The 16,230-nt window shown below is 30.8% G+C and carries 17 protein-coding genes, 1 tRNA gene and 1 pseudogene; 12 read left to right on the top strand and 7 right to left on the bottom strand.

Annotated features, from left to right (window positions below):
• The first annotated feature begins 27 nt into the window (after positions 1 to 27).
• Positions 28 to 100 (top strand) — tRNA-Gly (locus SJY17_RS01030).
• Between the two features lie 32 nt (positions 101 to 132).
• On the opposite strand, the gene pepE is transcribed toward SJY17_RS01030, so the two are convergent.
• A complete protein-coding gene (pepE, locus tag SJY17_RS01025; RefSeq protein ID WP_397363586.1) occupies positions 133 to 840 on the bottom strand; it encodes a dipeptidase PepE in 708 nt (235 codons plus the stop codon).
• 109 nt (positions 841 to 949) lie between these two features.
• Here pepE and SJY17_RS01020 point away from each other — a divergent pair, with 109 nt between their 5' ends.
• The 6 genes and pseudogenes from SJY17_RS01020 to SJY17_RS00995 all read left to right on the top strand — a co-directional run bounded on the left by SJY17_RS01020 (position 950) and on the right by SJY17_RS00995 (position 7,053).
• Positions 950 to 1,759, top strand: coding sequence for a carboxypeptidase-like regulatory domain-containing protein (locus tag SJY17_RS01020; protein ID WP_397363585.1), 810 nt, complete (start codon positions 950 to 952; stop codon positions 1,757 to 1,759).
• A complete protein-coding gene (locus tag SJY17_RS01015) occupies positions 1,746 to 2,534 on the top strand; it encodes a hypothetical protein (protein WP_397363584.1) in 789 nt (262 codons plus the stop codon). Before SJY17_RS01020 ends, SJY17_RS01015 begins: the two co-directional genes overlap by 14 nt.
• 58 nt (positions 2,535 to 2,592) lie before the next feature.
• Positions 2,593 to 3,093 (top strand): DUF6702 family protein, encoded by a 501-nt coding sequence (locus tag SJY17_RS01010; protein ID WP_397363583.1) that lies wholly within the window; start codon positions 2,593 to 2,595, stop codon positions 3,091 to 3,093.
• A 65-nt stretch (positions 3,094 to 3,158) separates the two neighbouring features.
• A complete protein-coding gene (locus SJY17_RS01005) occupies positions 3,159 to 5,471 on the top strand; it encodes a M1 family metallopeptidase (RefSeq protein ID WP_397363582.1) in 2,313 nt (770 codons plus the stop codon).
• Between the two features lie 131 nt (positions 5,472 to 5,602).
• Positions 5,603 to 6,706: pseudogene (locus SJY17_RS01000) on the top strand (bestrophin family protein).
• Positions 6,707 to 6,723: 17 nt separating this feature from the next.
• Entirely contained in the window at positions 6,724 to 7,053 is a 330-nt protein-coding gene (locus SJY17_RS00995; RefSeq protein WP_397363581.1) for a thermonuclease family protein, read from the top strand.
• 58 nt (positions 7,054 to 7,111) lie between these two features.
• Here the strand turns inward: SJY17_RS00995 and SJY17_RS00990 are convergent, their stop codons facing one another.
• From SJY17_RS00990 to SJY17_RS00980, 3 genes are read right to left on the bottom strand one after another with little or no spacing between them, the layout of a single operon-like run.
• The gene (locus SJY17_RS00990) at positions 7,112 to 7,651 is read right to left on the bottom strand and encodes a DUF4136 domain-containing protein (protein WP_397363580.1); all 540 of its coding nucleotides are present in this window, start codon (positions 7,649 to 7,651) and stop codon (positions 7,112 to 7,114) included.
• A gap of 12 nt (positions 7,652 to 7,663) precedes the next feature.
• Complete coding sequence (locus tag SJY17_RS00985) at positions 7,664 to 9,649, bottom strand: urocanate hydratase (RefSeq protein ID WP_397363579.1); 1,986 nt, start codon at positions 9,647 to 9,649, stop codon at positions 7,664 to 7,666.
• 14 nt (positions 9,650 to 9,663) lie between these two features.
• Positions 9,664 to 9,831 (bottom strand): DUF5522 domain-containing protein, encoded by a 168-nt coding sequence (locus tag SJY17_RS00980; RefSeq protein ID WP_397363578.1) that lies wholly within the window; start codon positions 9,829 to 9,831, stop codon positions 9,664 to 9,666.
• Between the two features lie 47 nt (positions 9,832 to 9,878).
• Here SJY17_RS00980 and SJY17_RS00975 point away from each other — a divergent pair, with 47 nt between their 5' ends.
• The 4 genes from SJY17_RS00975 to hemL are packed head-to-tail and all read left to right on the top strand — an operon-like array spanning position 9,879 to position 13,220.
• The gene (locus SJY17_RS00975; RefSeq protein ID WP_397363577.1) at positions 9,879 to 10,217 is read left to right on the top strand and encodes a hypothetical protein; all 339 of its coding nucleotides are present in this window, start codon (positions 9,879 to 9,881) and stop codon (positions 10,215 to 10,217) included.
• A complete protein-coding gene (locus SJY17_RS00970; protein WP_397363576.1) occupies positions 10,207 to 11,118 on the top strand; it encodes a 1-aminocyclopropane-1-carboxylate deaminase/D-cysteine desulfhydrase in 912 nt (303 codons plus the stop codon). The genes SJY17_RS00975 and SJY17_RS00970 overlap by 11 nt, the downstream gene beginning before the upstream one ends.
• Before the next feature lie 3 nt (positions 11,119 to 11,121).
• A complete protein-coding gene (locus SJY17_RS00965; RefSeq protein WP_397363575.1) occupies positions 11,122 to 11,937 on the top strand; it encodes a glucosaminidase domain-containing protein in 816 nt (271 codons plus the stop codon).
• Between the two features lie 5 nt (positions 11,938 to 11,942).
• Entirely contained in the window at positions 11,943 to 13,220 is a 1,278-nt protein-coding gene (hemL, locus tag SJY17_RS00960; protein ID WP_397363574.1) for a glutamate-1-semialdehyde 2,1-aminomutase, read from the top strand.
• A 74-nt stretch (positions 13,221 to 13,294) separates the two neighbouring features.
• Here the strand turns inward: hemL and SJY17_RS00955 are convergent, their stop codons facing one another.
• The 3 genes from SJY17_RS00955 to SJY17_RS00945 form a co-directional block, all read right to left on the bottom strand.
• Positions 13,295 to 13,651 (bottom strand): hypothetical protein, encoded by a 357-nt coding sequence (locus SJY17_RS00955; RefSeq protein WP_397363573.1) that lies wholly within the window; start codon positions 13,649 to 13,651, stop codon positions 13,295 to 13,297.
• Positions 13,652 to 13,771: 120 nt separating this feature from the next.
• A complete protein-coding gene (locus SJY17_RS00950; RefSeq protein WP_397363572.1) occupies positions 13,772 to 14,275 on the bottom strand; it encodes a hypothetical protein in 504 nt (167 codons plus the stop codon).
• A 78-nt stretch (positions 14,276 to 14,353) separates the two neighbouring features.
• Positions 14,354 to 15,865 carry a hypothetical protein gene (locus tag SJY17_RS00945; RefSeq protein ID WP_397363570.1) on the bottom strand — a complete coding sequence of 504 codons (1,512 nt, stop codon included), beginning with the start codon at positions 15,863 to 15,865 and terminating at the stop codon, positions 14,354 to 14,356.
• Positions 15,866 to 16,016: 151 nt separating this feature from the next.
• On the opposite strand from SJY17_RS00945, the gene SJY17_RS00940 reads away from it, so the two are divergent.
• Positions 16,017 to 16,175, top strand: coding sequence for a hypothetical protein (locus SJY17_RS00940; RefSeq protein WP_397363568.1), 159 nt, complete (start codon positions 16,017 to 16,019; stop codon positions 16,173 to 16,175).
• Positions 16,176 to 16,230: the final 55 nt, after the last annotated feature.

Raw genomic sequence — 16,230 nt, 5'->3', positions numbered from 1 at the left:
TAAATTACTAAGTTTGCCGACGGAAATGCGAGAGTAGCTCAGTTGGTAGAGCGTCAGCCTTCCAAGCTGAATGTCGCCAGTTCGAACCTGGTCTCTCGCTCTAAAAAGCTTCATCTTTAAGATGAGGCTTTTTTATTTTAATTCATTTAAAAAAATACTAGTTTCAATTTCATATGGTTCTTTTTCGTATTCAAAAACTCTAGCATTTAAAGTTCCTTTAAGCTGTATGGATTGTCCTTTAACTTCTAGCCAACTCCCTTCACGTAAGCCAATTACAGGTTGTGTGTTAAATTTATGAAACTCGTTAATCCTTGTTTCTCTAGTTTCTCCCATGTGTTTACTATTAGGATCAGGATCTAAATAGTGTGGATTGATATTAAAAGGGACAAACCCTAAAGTTTTAAAACTTGGTGGATATAATATTGGCATATCATTAGTTGTACACATAGTAAGTCCACAAATATTACTTCCTGCGCTTGTACCTAAATAAGGTGTACCATTATTAACAGTAGTTTTTAAGCAGTCCATTAATTTGTATTTATATAAAGCATTGACTAAAACAAAGGTGTTTCCTCCACCAGTAAAAATTCCTTTTGCCTTTTTTATGGCTTCTATAGGGTTTTCAGATTCATGTAATCCTTTTACTTTAATATTTATTTTACTAAAAGCAAGACTCGCTTTTTCTGTATACTCATCATGAGAAATACCACTAGGTCTAGCATATGGAATAAAAACAATTTCGTCTATATTTTGAAAATGAATTTTTAAGCTGTCCAATAAATAGTCTAAATAAGAACCAGAATGAAGAGAGGAAGTACTTGCTATTAATAATTGCTTCATAGTTTTAGTTTTTGTAAATTTAAACAATAGAGGCTTTTAACAAAATATTATAGCGTCATTAGAATAAAATTAAGACTAAAAGTTTTTAATTTACCTAAAATCAACCATCATGAAATCATATTTTATTGCATTTCTTTTATTATTAACAAGTATTATTTATGCTCAAGACTCGACAAGAGTAGAGATTAATGGTAAGATTATAGTAGACTCACCAGATCTTGAAGGTATAACAATTTATAATTCATCTTCTAATAAAGGAACCATTACTAACACAGAAGGAGAATTTATTATTAAAGCCATGCTAAATGATAAAATAAGTGTGTCTGCATTACAATTTAAAGACTTTAATGTTGTAATTGCTAAAGACGTAATAGACTCAAAACAAATGAATGTTTACCTTGTTGAACAGGTTAATAAATTAGATGAAGTTGTTATTTTACCTTACGATTTGTCAGGTGTTTTAAAAGAAGACATTGCTAATGTAGAGACTTTTAATCCTGATATGGATGCCATTTATTTTGGTGTTGATGACCTTAGTTTGTATGAGTTTGAAGACGATCAGTATAGTAAAGTTGAAAACTTTGCAGCAATGAACCAAAACGATAGAATACGTTACCAAGCAGATGGTATGGCGTTATTAGGGAGTTTAGTAGGTTTAATTTTTAAGAAAAAAGACAAGAAAAAATCTACAGATACTTCTGTAAAAGCAGAACTTACATCACTAAGTGATACTTATAATCATGAGTATTTTACTTTAAATTTTGAAATACCAGAAGATCAAGTAGAGACATTTATAGCTTATGTTGAAGAAGATGGTTTTGATGTTAATCTTCTTGGTAAAGGAAAAGAAATGCAATTAATTGAGCATTTAATTATTAAAAGTAAAGAATTTTTAAAACCAAAAAGTGATAAAGATTAGGGTTGCTTTTTGCATTGTTTTTATAGTTCAATTTCAGTTTTTAAAAGCACAAACTGTTGAATTAACTGGTTCTGTTACTGGAGAAGATGATATAGAAAATATCCATATTTTAAACAAAACCTCTTTAACAAATGCGACAACAGACAAAGAAGGTAAGTTTACTATTAATGCTAAGTTAAATGATACTATTGTGTTTTCTGCTGTTCAATATGAATTATTAATAAAAGTTGTAAATCAAGAAGATATTACAAGCAAAACTTTATCTGTAACATTACAGTTGTTTACTAATGAGTTAGACGAAGTTTTTTTAGTCAAACCATTGTCTGGAAATTTATCTGATGATGTTGCTAACTCTGATGCTAAACCAGAAATTAATTTTTATGATGTTGGAATACCTGGTTATAAAGGAAAGCCTAAAACACAGGCTGAAAGAAAACTGTTTGAAGCAGACCATGGTAAAATGTTTTATGTTGGTTTAGGAGCAGCAGTCAATTTAAACAAACTACTTAATAAAGTTAGCGGTCGTACTAAAAAGTTAAAAGAGATAGTGCGATTAGAAAATGATGATGCATTATTAGCTAGATTAAAAAACGATTTATCTGCTATTTTTTTTGAATCAAATCCTTTGGACGAAAAACATCGTACAGAGTTTTTTTACTTTGTTCAAGAAGATGAAAATTTCCGAAGTACTTGTAGTAAAAGTAATTTGGATACATTAACTTTTTTAAAGCTAAAATTAGATCAATTCAATAAAAATTTAGTAGAAAAAGAATAAACTTATATTTGGAATGCTTTTTGCTTCTATTGGTTTAAATTTGCAATCATCCTTTTTTATGAAAACACTTAAATATAGTCTGTTAATTAGCATATTTTCTTTATTTGCATTTACTTCCGCACATAAATATTATGTAAGTATAACTCAGTTAGAGTTTGTAAAGGACACACAGTCAGTTCAAATAATATCCAGAATTTTTGTAGATGATTTTGAAAGACTTCTTCGTAAAAGATATGACGAAACGATTGTCTTAAGCGATTCAATTAACGAATCTAAGATAGATGGTTATATAGAAAAATACTTATTAGATAAAATAGAAATAAAAATAGATAATCAAACTAAGGTTATTTCATTTATAGGAAAAAAGTATGAAGAAGATATTATGCATTGCTACCTTGAAATAGAAAATGTACCTTCAATAACAAGTTTTGAAATACAAAACAAAGTCCTTTATGATATGTTTGAAGAACAAAAAAACATAGTAAGGACTAAAATTAATGGAAAAAACAAAACCTTTGTTTTGATTCCAGAGAACGATAAAGGTTTGTTAAACTTTTAACAAACGTTTTAAAAAACGTTAAATAGTGTTAAATTGACGTCCTTAAAAAACAACAAACACTCGCAATGAAAAAACTAAAGTATTTATTTCTTTCAGTCTTATTTGTGTCTATTAGCACATTTGCACAAGACAAAAATGCAGACGAAAAAGAGTCGCAACCAGGTCATACTAATAACAATAAATTTAAACAGTTGTATGACGAGTTTTCTACACCTAATATGTATAGAGCAGCTTCTGGTGCTCCAGGATCTGCATATTACCAACAACAAGCAGATTACAAAATGGATATCAAGCTTGATGATGTAAATGCAAAATTATCAGGTTTTGAGACTATTACTTATACTAATAATTCTCCGGATAACTTAAGCTATTTATGGGTTCAGTTAGACCAAAATATGCGAGCAAAAGATTCAAAAACACCATTGATAGAAGGAAGTGGAGTTGCTCCAGCACAACAGGTGTCTTCTTTTACAAATAAATTTATGTCAGAAAAATTTGATGGAGGTTTTAATATTGAAGCTGTTAAAGATGCTAAAGGTCGTGCGTTACCACATATGATAAACCGTACAATGATGCGTGTAGAAATGCCTACAGCATTAAAAACTGGAGAGCAATTTACGTTTTCGATTAAATGGTGGTACAATATTAACGATCACGTTAATGGACGTGGACGATCTGGTTACGAGTATTTTCCAGAAGATGATAACAGAAACTATGTTATTGCACAGTTTTACCCAAGAATGGCTGTTTATAATGACGTAGAAGGATGGCAAAACTCTCAATTTTGGGGACGTGATGAGTTTGCATTACCATTCGGAAACTTTGAAGTAAATATTACAGTACCAGCAGATCATATTTTAGATGGTACAGGTAAATTAACAAATAGAAAAGAAGTATTTACAAAAGAAATGCTAAAGCGTTACAACAAGGCAACTAAATCTTATGACGAACCAGTTGTAATTGTAACTCAAGCAGAATCTGAAGAAACTATAAAGTCAAAATCTACTAAAACTAAAACTTGGAAATTATATGCTGAAAATGTACGTGATTTTGGTTTTGCTACTTCAAGACGTTATGTATACGATATGATGGCTGTAAAAATAGGTAACAGAGATGTTATGGCAGTGTCATTGTATCCAAAAGAAGGAAATCCATTATGGGAAGACTGGTCTACAAAAGCAGTAGCAAGTACTTTAAAGTCTTATTCTAGAATGACTTTTGATTACCCTTATCATAAAGCAATATCTGTTCATGCAAAACAACAAGGGATGGAATACCCAATGATTTGCTGGAATTATGGTCGTCCAGATGCAGAAGGTAATTATAGTGATAGAACAAAGTTTGGAATGATGTCAGTAATTATTCACGAAGTTGGACATAACTTTTTTCCAATGATTGTAAATAGTGATGAGCGTCAATGGACTTGGATGGATGAGGGTTTAAATACCTTTGTACAATATGTTGCAGAGCAAGATTTTGCAAAATGGTATCCAGGTTGTTTATCAGAAGGAATGGATAAATATCCATCGCGTCGTGGTCCAGCTGCAAAAATTGTAAATTATATGGGAGGAGATCAAGATTATATTGCTCCAATTATGACTAAAGGATTAAATACTTATCAATTTGGTAATAACGCTTATGGTAAGCCTGGAACTGCACTTAATATTTTAAGAGAAACAGTAATGGGACCAGAATTATTTGACTATGCTTTTAGAGAATATTCAAACCGTTGGATGTTTAAACACCCAACACCAGAAGATTTTTTCAGAACAATGGAAGATGCATCTGCATTTGACTTAGATTGGTATTGGAGAGGATGGTTTTATACAACAGATTATGTAGATATTGCTGTAAAGGATGTTAAAAAGTTTTATGTAACTAGTGAGCCTAACCAAGAAATAAAAGATATGGTTGCTAAAAGAGGAATGAAATTAAGTGATCTTCCACCATTAGTTTACATGGTTGAAGAAGGAAGTGATGAGTTTAAACCAGATATGAAGACTAAAAGCTTAATGGAAAGCTCTACACCTTTAAAAGAGTATATTATGGATAACTTTACTCCAGAAGAACAAAAAAACCTTAAGGAACCTAAATATTTCTATAGCGTAACTTTTGAAAAGCCAGGAGGTTTAGTAATGCCAATAATTGTTGAGTACACCTATGCAGATGGTACTACAAAAACAGAAACGTATCCTGCGCAAATCTGGAGACTTAATGATAAAGAGGTGAGTAAAGCAATAGCTTCTGAAAAAGAGATTGTTAGTATTATTGTAGACCCTAAATTAGAAACTGCAGATGTAGACACATCTAATAACTCTTGGCCAAAAGAAGAAAAAACTAGTGAATTTGATAATTTTAAAAACAAAACTAAAAACTAGTCTAAATTATTACAAGTTATTTAAAGCCTTTTAAAACGAAAGTTTTAGAGGCTTTTTTGTTTAGAACATTTTTTTAATTATTTATTTTAATTGTTAGCTTTTAGTATCTTTAGTAAATAACAATAATTTATATGTATACAAAAAGGATATTTCCTGTTAAAGGCGTTATAAAATGGACGCGACGTCATATATTACTATTTATAACTTTAGCAACAATTCCTGTAATATTATTTGATATTTTGCATTGGAAGTGGCTTCATATTCCATGGTTGCCAGTAAGTGTTTTGGGTACAGCTGTTGCTTTTTTGGTTAGTTTTAAAAATAATGCGTCTTATGATAGATTATGGGAAGCACGTAAAATTTGGGGTGGAATTGTAAATACTTCAAGATCTTGGACAATTATGGTCAAAGATTTCATAGATAATACCCATACAAAAGAAAACGTTTCAGAAGACAAATTGCAAACTGTAAAGCGAGAATTAGTCCATAGACATATTGCATGGTTAACAGCATTGCGTTATCAAATGAGGGCAGATAAACCTTGGGAAATGCATATAAAAAGTGCCAAGTCTAATGCAGAGTTTAGAGAAGCCTACTATTTAGTTTGAGAAGATACAATACCTATTAAGGAAGCAATAAAACCCTATTTATCTGATGATGAATATAATGAGGTTTTTGCTAAAGGAAATAAAGCTTCGCAAATATTAGGTATACAATCTAGACGATTAAAACAATTAATGGATCAAGGGTTAATTGAAGATTTTAGGCATATGGAAATGGCTAATGTCTTAGTGGAGTTTTATACCCTACAAGGTAAGTCAGAGCGAATTAAAAACTTTCCTTATCCAAGACAATATGCAACGTTAAACTATCTTTTTGTCTGGTGTTTTGTATTGCTATTGCCTTATGGAGTTATGGATGGATTTGAGAAAATTGGTCATCAAGTATTAGCAGAGTTATCTATGCATGAAGTGCAAACAGATTTAATGCATCGTATTCAAGAATTTATAGGTAAACACTTTGTTTGGTTTTCTATTCCATTTAGTGCTTTGTTATCTTGGGTTTTTCATACTATGGAAAAAATTGGTGAGAATACCGAAAATCCTTTTGAAGGCGGTCCAAATGATGTGCCAATAACAGATTTAAGTAGAGGGATTGAAATAGATATAAGAGAATTAATTAACGATACTGATATTCCTCAACCTTATGTTTGGAAGAATGATATAGTAATGTAATTTTAAAAGAAAATATTATGTACACTTACAAAGCAAAAATAATAGCAGTTTATGATGGAGACACAGTCACAGCAGTAGTAGATTTAGGGTTCCTCCATTCTCAAGAAATGAAATTACGTCTATATGGTATTGATACTCCAGAATTACGTGGAGCAGAAAAAGTAGAAGGTAGAATAGTTAGAGATATTGTTAGAGAAAAAATTCTAAATAAAGAAGTTACTATCCGTTCTTACAAAGATAAGCAAGGTAAATATGGACGTTATTTGGCTGATATAGTTACTGAGGAAGGTTTAGAGCTCAACCAATGGTTAGTAGATAATGGACATGCTAAGCCTTATTTACTTTAAATTAAAAAGCGACAACTTTATTTAAAGTAGTCGCTTTTTAATATATGTAGTTAGAAAATTATTTCTCCATTCCTGGAGGGTATTTTTCCATAATTTTAGTTACAAACTCATTTATCCTCGCTTCTTTCTTATCCATGTTTTTGGATAAGTAACCTGTGCCTTGTCCTTGCCAAACTAATTCTTTTTTGTTTGCGTCAATTAAGTCTACAAACAAAACGCCTTGAGTAGATGTCGATACTGCTGGTTGATTATTAAAGCCCCAACCGAAGCGTCCCCAACCCCAAGCACCAACTCCCCATCTGTTGTTGTATATATCAACACGTTGGTTTGACTTAGTAAAAATACTAACTAGTACATCTGGATTTTCAGATTTTGTGTAGCCTTTAGCTGTTAATTCGGTTTCAATAGCTCTTAAAATACGACGTTTGTCAATATCGTTTATTTCTGCTTTGTCAATTCCTGACTTAAAAAACGCAAAGGTTTTGTAGTTATCGAAATTTACAGCTTTGTCATAATCTGCAGCTACTTTAACAGTGCTACAAGATGTTAGTGTAATTAGTACTAACATAATTGGTAATAGTCTCATAATTTTTTTCATAGCATTATGTTTTTATATAGAGTTTAATAAATTATCATCAACTATATTAGGTAATGTTACTTTTAAGTTAGGCTCGACTTCCATAGCGCGTTTTATTGCAAAAATAGCTTCGTCGTTTCTAGCCCAACTACGTCTTGAAATACCATTGTTGACATCCCAAAATAACATTTGTTTTAATCGTTTTGATGCTTCCTTACTACCATCAAGAACCATACCAAAACCTCCATTTATTACTTCCCCCCAACCAACTCCACCACCATTGTGGATGCTAACCCAAGTGGCTCCTCTAAAACTGTCTCCTATAACATTATGGATAGCCATATCTGCTGTAAATCTTGAACCATCATAAATATTTGATGTTTCTCTGTAAGGACTATCTGTTCCTGATACATCATGATGATCACGTCCTAATATAACTGTGTCTATTTCACCTTTAGCGATTGCTTGATTAAAAGCTTCAGCAATTTTCATGCGTCCTTCTGCATCTGCATATAATATTCTAGCTTGAGATCCAACAACTAATTTGTTGTCTTGTGCACCTTTAATCCATTGGATATTATCAGCCATTTGTTGTTGGATTTCTTTTGGAGAGTTTTGTTTTATTTCTTCTAAAACATCGCAAGCAATTTTATCTGTTTTTGCTAGATCTTCAGGTTTTCCTGAAGCGCAAACCCATCTAAATGGACCAAAACCATAGTCAAAACACATTGGACCCATTATATCTTGTACATAAGAAGGGTATTTAAAATCAATACCATTTTTTGCCATAATATCTGCTCCTGCACGTGAGGCTTCTAATAAAAAGGCATTTCCGTAATCAAAAAAGTAAGTCCCTTTTGCTGTATGTTTATTTATAGTATCTGCATGCCTGCGTAAACTTTCTTGTACTTTAGTTTTAAATAATTCTGGATTATTAGCCATCATTGTGTTGGACTCTTCAAAAGAGGTGTCTACAGGATAATAGCCTCCAGCCCAAGGATTGTGTAATGAGGTTTGATCACTACCTAAGTCAATATGGATATTTGCGCTATCAAACTTTTCCCAAACCTCTACGATATTTCCTAAGTAAGCAATGGAAACGGTTTCTTTTTCGGCTTTTGCTTTATTAACACGTATAACTAATTCATTTAAATCAGTAATTTTTTCGTCTATCCAACCTTGGTCTAAACGTACTTGAGTGATTTTTGGATTTACTTCCGCACAAACCGTAATACAACCAGCAATGTTACCAGCTTTTGGTTGTGCTCCAGACATACCACCTAATCCAGAGGTTACAAATAAATTACCTTTTGGTTCTTTCTTAATTTTTCTAAAACCGTTTAAAACAGTAATAGTTGTACCATGTACAATTCCTTGAGGACCAATATACATATAGCTTCCAGCAGTCATTTGCCCATATTGTGTCACACCTAATGCATTAAATTTTTCCCAATCGTCAGGTTTAGAATAATTAGGTATCATCATTCCGTTAGTAACCACAACTCTTGGTGCTTCTTTATGACTAGGAAACAAACCCATAGGATGACCAGAATACATGACTAAAGTCTGTTCATCATTCATTTCTGCCAAATACTTCATTGTTAATCTATATTGTGCCCAATTAGAGAAAACACCACCATTTCCTCCATAAGTTATCAACTCATGTGGATGTTGCGCAACTGCATAATCTAAGTTATTCTGAATCATTAACATGATTGCAGCAGCTTGTTTTGATTGTGCAGGATATTCTGAAATTGGTCTAGCGTACATTTTATAATCTGGTCTAAAACGATACATGTAAATACGACCATAGGTCTCTAATTCTGTTTTAAACTCAGATAAAAGTTTAGCGTGATGCGCCTTTTTAAAATAACGCAATGCATTTTTTAAAGCTAATTTTACTTCTTCTATACTTAAAATAGCTTTACGTTTTGGTGCGTGATTTATTGAGTTGTCAAAAGGTTTAAATTCTGGTAATTTGTTAGGAATACCTTCTAATATTTGTTCTTTAAATGTCATAAGTTTTGCTGACTTTACTTTTTTTTTACTGAATTTGTTTTCTTGTTGTATCCATAAGGACAATGTCTACAACCACTCTCGCAACAATATCCACGTTTTAAGTGGTATTGTTCTGTAAAACAACGATAGCCTTCAGGTGTAAGATAAAAATCACCTTCTTCTATTGGAATTATCTTCTTCATATCACAAAGATAACGTAAATTGGAATACATTTTGAAGCTGATAAACCATGATAATAATATCAAAATATTTAGTACCAAAAGGGTACACAGGAATGACCATTTTTCCTTTTATTTTTCTTAAAAATAAAAGATTAAAAAGTAGTGTTACTTTAATAAATCATGAAAAAATTCATCTTAGACAACAGTTAGAATTACTAGTTGTACCCTTTTATATATGGTATTTTATAGAGTTTGTTATTGGTTATATAAAACACAAAAACTGGTTTTTAGCATATAAAAACATTAGTTTTGAACGTGAAGCCTTCTATAATGATGCTAACTTAGACTATCTAAAATCTAGACCGTTTTGGCAATTTTTAAAGTATCTTAGCAAACATGACATTTAATCCAGAGCTTAGCGTCAATCAAAAAATAGAACTCCCTTTTAAGAGTTCTGTAGATTTGTATTTAAAACGAGAGGATTTAATTCATCCTATTATTTCTGGGAATAAATACCGAAAATTAAAATATAATATCGCTTTCGCTGAAAAAAACAATCATGACACGTTGTTGACTTTTGGAGGTGCTTTTTCTAATCATATTGCAGCTACAGCAGAAGCTGGTCGTGTTTTTGGATTTAAAACCATTGGTGTTATAAGAGGAGAAGAGTTACAAGATAAAATTTTAGATAATCCAACTTTAAAATTTGCTAAATCCTGCGGAATGACTTTTAAGTTTATTAGCAGAGAGCAGTTTAGGTTAAAATCTACACAATCTATTTTTGAAAAATTAAAAAACGAATTTGGAGACTTTTGTTTAATCCCAGAAGGAGGTACTAATGATTTGGCAATTAAAGGTTGTAAAGAGATTTTAACAAAACAAGATCTTAGTTTTGATTACATCTGCTCATCTGTAGGTACAGGAGGTACAGTTGCAGGATTAATAAATTGTTCAAAACCTAGTCAACAAGTTTTAGGTTTTTCAGCTCTAAAAGGTGACTTTTTAAAGGAAGATATTAGTAAATTTGCAAAGCAAGATAATTGGCAATTAATTACAGATTATCATTTTGGAGGTTATGCAAAAATAAATGATCAATTAATTTTATTTATAAATAGCTTTAAAAAGCAAACAGGTATAAATTTAGACCCTATATATACAGGAAAAATGCTGTATGGAATATTTGATTTAATTCAAAACGGTTTTTTTAAACCTAACGCAAAGATATTAGCAGTCCATACTGGTGGTTTACAAGGTATAGAAGGCATGAATAAAAGACTAAAACAAAAACAAAAACAATTAATTTTATAATTAATGAAAAAAATAATCACCATTTTATGCTTAGCGTTTTTTATTGCTAGTTGTGGTAGCTCCAAAAAGGTTACCACTACAAAAGACAAGCAGAAAAAAGAAAGAGTTGTAAAAAAAGATAATAAAACTAAAGACAAAGTAGTTAAAGAAGAAGTTGTTGTAGTTGAAGAACCTGTAATAGAAACACCTGAAGTTTATGCTAGTAAAACGGACGAGTATATTGCAATTTATAGTGATATAGCTCAAGACGAAATGCGTAAATATGGTATACCAGCAAGTATTACTTTAGCACAAGGTATTTTAGAATCTGCTTCTGGAAAAGGACGTTTATCTGTTGAGGCAAATAATCATTTTGGAATAAAATGTCATGACTGGAAAGGTGCAAAAATCTATCATGATGATGATGAGTCGCAAGAGTGTTTCAGGAAATACAAAAGTTCAAAATATTCGTTTAGAGATCATTCATTGTTTTTGACAGGACGTAAGCGTTATTCGGATTTATTCAACTTAAATAAAGACGATTATAAAGGTTGGGCTAAAGGATTAAAAGCTGCAGGTTATGCAACAGATAGAAAATACCCTAACAAATTAATTAGTTTAATAGAGCGTTACCAATTGCATCGTTTTGATGCTGATGTTTTAGGAAAAGAAACCACAACTAATGATAAGCATACGGTTGTAAAAGGAGATACTTTATTTTCGTTATCAAAAAAATATAAGATTTCTGTTGACGAGTTAAAGTCATTAAACGGACTTGAAAGCACAGATTTATTTATCGGTCAAGTCTTATTTGTAAAACCATTACCAAAAGATTATTAAAGTTTATGATTTATAAACGAAGTAGTGCTTTGTTTGCAGAAGCAGAGCAAGTCATTCCAGGTGGAGTAAATTCTCCAGTACGTGCATTTAAAGCAGTTGGCGGAACACCAATTTTTGTAAAAGAAGCAAAAGGTGCCTATTTGTATGATGAAGATGGAAATAAATTAATTGATTATATCGCATCTTGGGGACCAATGATTTTGGGTCATGCGCATCAACCAGTTGTTGATGCTGTTATAGATAAAGCTAAAAAAGGAACCTCTTTTGGGATGCCAACACAAATTGAAACTCAGATTGCAGAATTAGCAGTTTCAATGGTGCCTAATATTGATAAAATACGTTTTGTTAATTCTGGTACAGAAGCTTGTATGAGTGCTGTAAGGTTAGCAAGAGGTTATACTAAAAAAGATAAAATTATCAAATTTTCTGGTTGTTATCATGGACATTCAGATTCGTTTTTAATACAAGCAGGAAGTGGAGCTATTACTTTTGGGTCTCCAAATAGTCCAGGAGTAACTCAAGGAACTGCAAAGGATACTTTGTTGGCCAAGTATAATGATTTAGCAAATGTTGAAGCATTAATTAATGCTAATAAAAATGAAATTGCTTGTATTATTATAGAACCTGTAGCTGGAAATATGGGCTGTATTCCTCCAAAAAAAGGATTTTTAGAAGGCTTGCGTAATCTATGTGATACTAATGATATTTTATTAGTTTTTGATGAGGTCATGACAGGCTTTAGATTAGCTAAAGGTGGTGCACAAGAGTTTTTAGGCGTTAAAGCAGATATTGTGTGTTTTGGAAAAGTAATTGGAGGAGGATTGCCTGTTGGTGCTTTTGCAGCTAAAGCAGATATAATGAATCATTTAGCACCTTTGGGTCCAGTCTATCAAGCAGGAACATTAAGCGGAAACCCTTTGGCTATGGCTGCAGGTTTAGCTATGTTAACCGAATTAAATTCTGGTAATACCTTTGAAAGTTTAGCTAAAAAAACAGAGTATTTACACAAAGGTATTGCTGAAGTTTTAGAAAATAGAAAAGTAACACATACTATAAATAGAGTAGGATCGATGATTTCTGTTCATTTTTGTGACAATGAAGTTGTAGATTTTGAAACCGCTGCTAAAGGAAATAACGATACGTTTAAAGCCTTTTTTCATGGTATGTTAGATCAAGGTGTTTATTTACCACCAAGTGCTTTTGAAAGCTGGTTTTTAAATGATGCTTTAACTTATGAAGATTTAGATAAAACTATTGCAGCATGTGATGCTGTGTTTAGTTAATTAATACTATTTAAAACATAAAAAAAGCCGATTATAATTTTATAATCGGCTTTTTTTATAAGTAATAAAATTTACTATTCTTGAGAGGCTTGATCAGTCAGCTCTAAATATTTTGTGTATTGCTCATCTGTTAATGCATCATCCATTTGAGATAATAAACGTTGGTTTATTTTTGTTTCCAAATTAGAATACTCACTAGTTCCTTTTTTATAACTGCTGTTTAAAGTTTCGGATTTTGCAAAAAATTCTTGATATGCAGTATAAATAAATCCTTGTGCTGTTTGATCTGCTTTTAAATAACGACCAAATTCAATAGCTTTAGTTCTTGCAGCTTCATTAACTTCTGCGCTAAATTTTTGTTGCGCACTTGCTGTGTTAGTTGCTAAAAATAAACCGAAAACAAAAAGACAAAGCGTGAATAATTTTTTCATTGTTGTAAGAGTTAATTAATTATACTCTCAAAGTAACACTTTTTGTTTAATAATTACAAATAAAAAAGCACTGAATAGATAATCAGTGCTTTTTTACCTTTAAACGTAAAAGTTTAAGTTTTAATCTTCGTGAAGTTCTTCTTTTCCAATCTCTTTTTTATGAGCCATTCTTTTCTTTCCGCCTTTTTTCATTTTTCCACGTTTGTGCTGTCTTTTTGCTTGAGATTTCTCCCATTTTTGGTATTGCTCATCGTTTAAAATGTTTTTCATTTTTTTCTTAGTTGCAATTTGTGCATCTAATCTATTATTTATCATCTTAAGTTTTTGCTCTTTTGTAGGCTTTGTTTTTTCTTCTTTATTTTTAGAATCAAGACGTTTTTTCATTGCGTCTTTACGCTTTTTAGCATTTTCTAAGTTGATAGCCATCACCTTTTTTTGCTGTGCATCAGTTAGATCTAAATGTAAAGTCATTTTTTTTGTTTGTAACTCTGCCATTTCTTGAGGTTCTAAATTCATTCGTTTTTCTAAACGGTCTTTTCTATCTCCTTTTTTGTTTTCTTTTTTGTCTTGTGCGTTAGCTTGAAATGTTATTAAAGCTAATGCTAGTATTGCTAATTTTTTCATTTTAATTTGTTTTAAATTGTTATACTGTTAAGACAGCATTATTTTAAATAGGTTTAATAGCTATGGTGTTTTTAGCTTTTAATTAACAGTTTTTGCGGTTTCAATTAAGCTTAAAGTTGTGTAGTATAGTGGTTTATTGTCCATTTTACTTTTTAGCCAAGCGTAAAAACTCATGACAAAAATGTCTTCGCGTTGTGCTTCAATCCATATAAAAGCATCTTCTATTTTGTTTTTATATTTAGTACTTGTAACCTGTTCTGGGTTTTTATAATAAAGCTCTACAAAAGATAAATAAGTGATGACGCGTTGCTGATTTATAGTTTTTAAATAGGTGTTGTAGCTACGTTTAAAACTTCTTAATCTAGAGTCTACTAAATCTATATTGCCCAACTCTATGTTTAGTATAATATCTGCTAGGCTTTTTTTAATTACCCAATCTTTTCCTGCTTTAGTTTCGTAATAATGATCTGTGTGATATAATTTAGAAAGAATCTGTTTGGCTTTTTTAAAATCTTCAAATTGAATGTAAATCATTATTAAACCTAAATGGATATCTAGAAGACTTTCTATATCTGTATGCTTTTTTTTGATACTATTTTCTAATAATATAATTGCTTCAGTCTGTTTGTTAGTGTAGTTAAGTATTAAGCCTTTTAGTAGGTTGTGTTTTAGTATAAAGTTGTTATAATGCTTTTTCTTATTAAGATTTAACTGTATAAACATTTGATTAATATAGACTAATGCTTTGTCAAATTTTTTATTTCTGAATAATGTATTGGCTATTATGTATAGTATTTGAATATGGTAAAACTGTTGCTTGTTTCTGTTTTTATGTGTTTTTAATAAAGCGTATTGTTTTAGTAAAAAAGATTCGATTTTATAAAAGTCGTTAGTTACAAACGCAGATAGGCTTACAATACTCATTATTTGGTATAATGCTTTAAAAGTAATGGCATTGTCTTGGCTAATGTTGTGTTCTTTAAATGTGTTATTAATTAAAGTTTCAAAATTTATTATTGCTCCTTTATAGTTAATGTTATTTAAGGTTTGCCTAATTTTTGCGTACACAATATTTAGTTGGTCTTCTAGTAATGCATTGTTTTTGTTGTTTTTATAATCAGAAATGTATTGTTCTAAATCTGAATTTGAATATGCGTAAGAAAATTGGATTTTAGTATGATAAATCTCGTTTAAAATTGAGAATAGAGAATGTTCTTTTGCAACAATCTCTGCCTTGTCTAAAATTTTATAAGCTGCATTGTATTGTTTAATTGTCATGCATGCTCTTGCAGCAATTAATAGTTTAATAAGCTGCATCTCTGTGGTGCTTTCTTCTGCTAGATTTTTAGTTGCTATAAAATCTATTACAGATTGGAATAGTCTTTTTCTTAAAGCATGATAAGCTACTTTGTTTTGACGTCCATATAAGCTACTGCAAATGTCTTTTGCAGAAAGGCTTTGTTTACTAATTAATTTAAATAAGGCTATGTTTTTTGCGTCTTTCCGTTTATTCTTTTTTTCAAGAAATGCTATGAATAATTGTTGGTCATCTGAAGAAAAACTTGAAATTAAATGATCTAAATCAGTCATTAAGTCGTCAGTTTAATTAGTTTAAATTCAATAAATATAATGCTAAATTATAGTATTGTTCAAAACATATCGTCAGTTTTTTGTTTAAGTTGTGTTTTTAAAATTGTTGTTGCATTGCATCTTTGTACCATAATCAACAAAACAAAACATTATGAAAACATTTTTTAAATCGACGTTAATAGTACTATTTTTTAGTGTTCTTATTATTAACAGAGCAAAAATTCAGAAACATCTAATAGAAGGATACGAATCTTACGTGTCTATTTTTAGTAGTAAAACAACAAATCAGGTTGCTTATTTAGGTGTTTAAAGACGCTTTCTTATTCAACTACATTAAGACGTAATGTCTTAAAATTTCAATTAAA

Origin of the sequence: Olleya sp. R77988 (assembly GCF_044594215.1) — a bacterium.
Taxonomy (GTDB): Bacteria; Bacteroidota; Bacteroidia; order Flavobacteriales; family Flavobacteriaceae; genus Olleya.
This window is presented reverse-complemented; position numbering and strand designations above follow the sequence as displayed.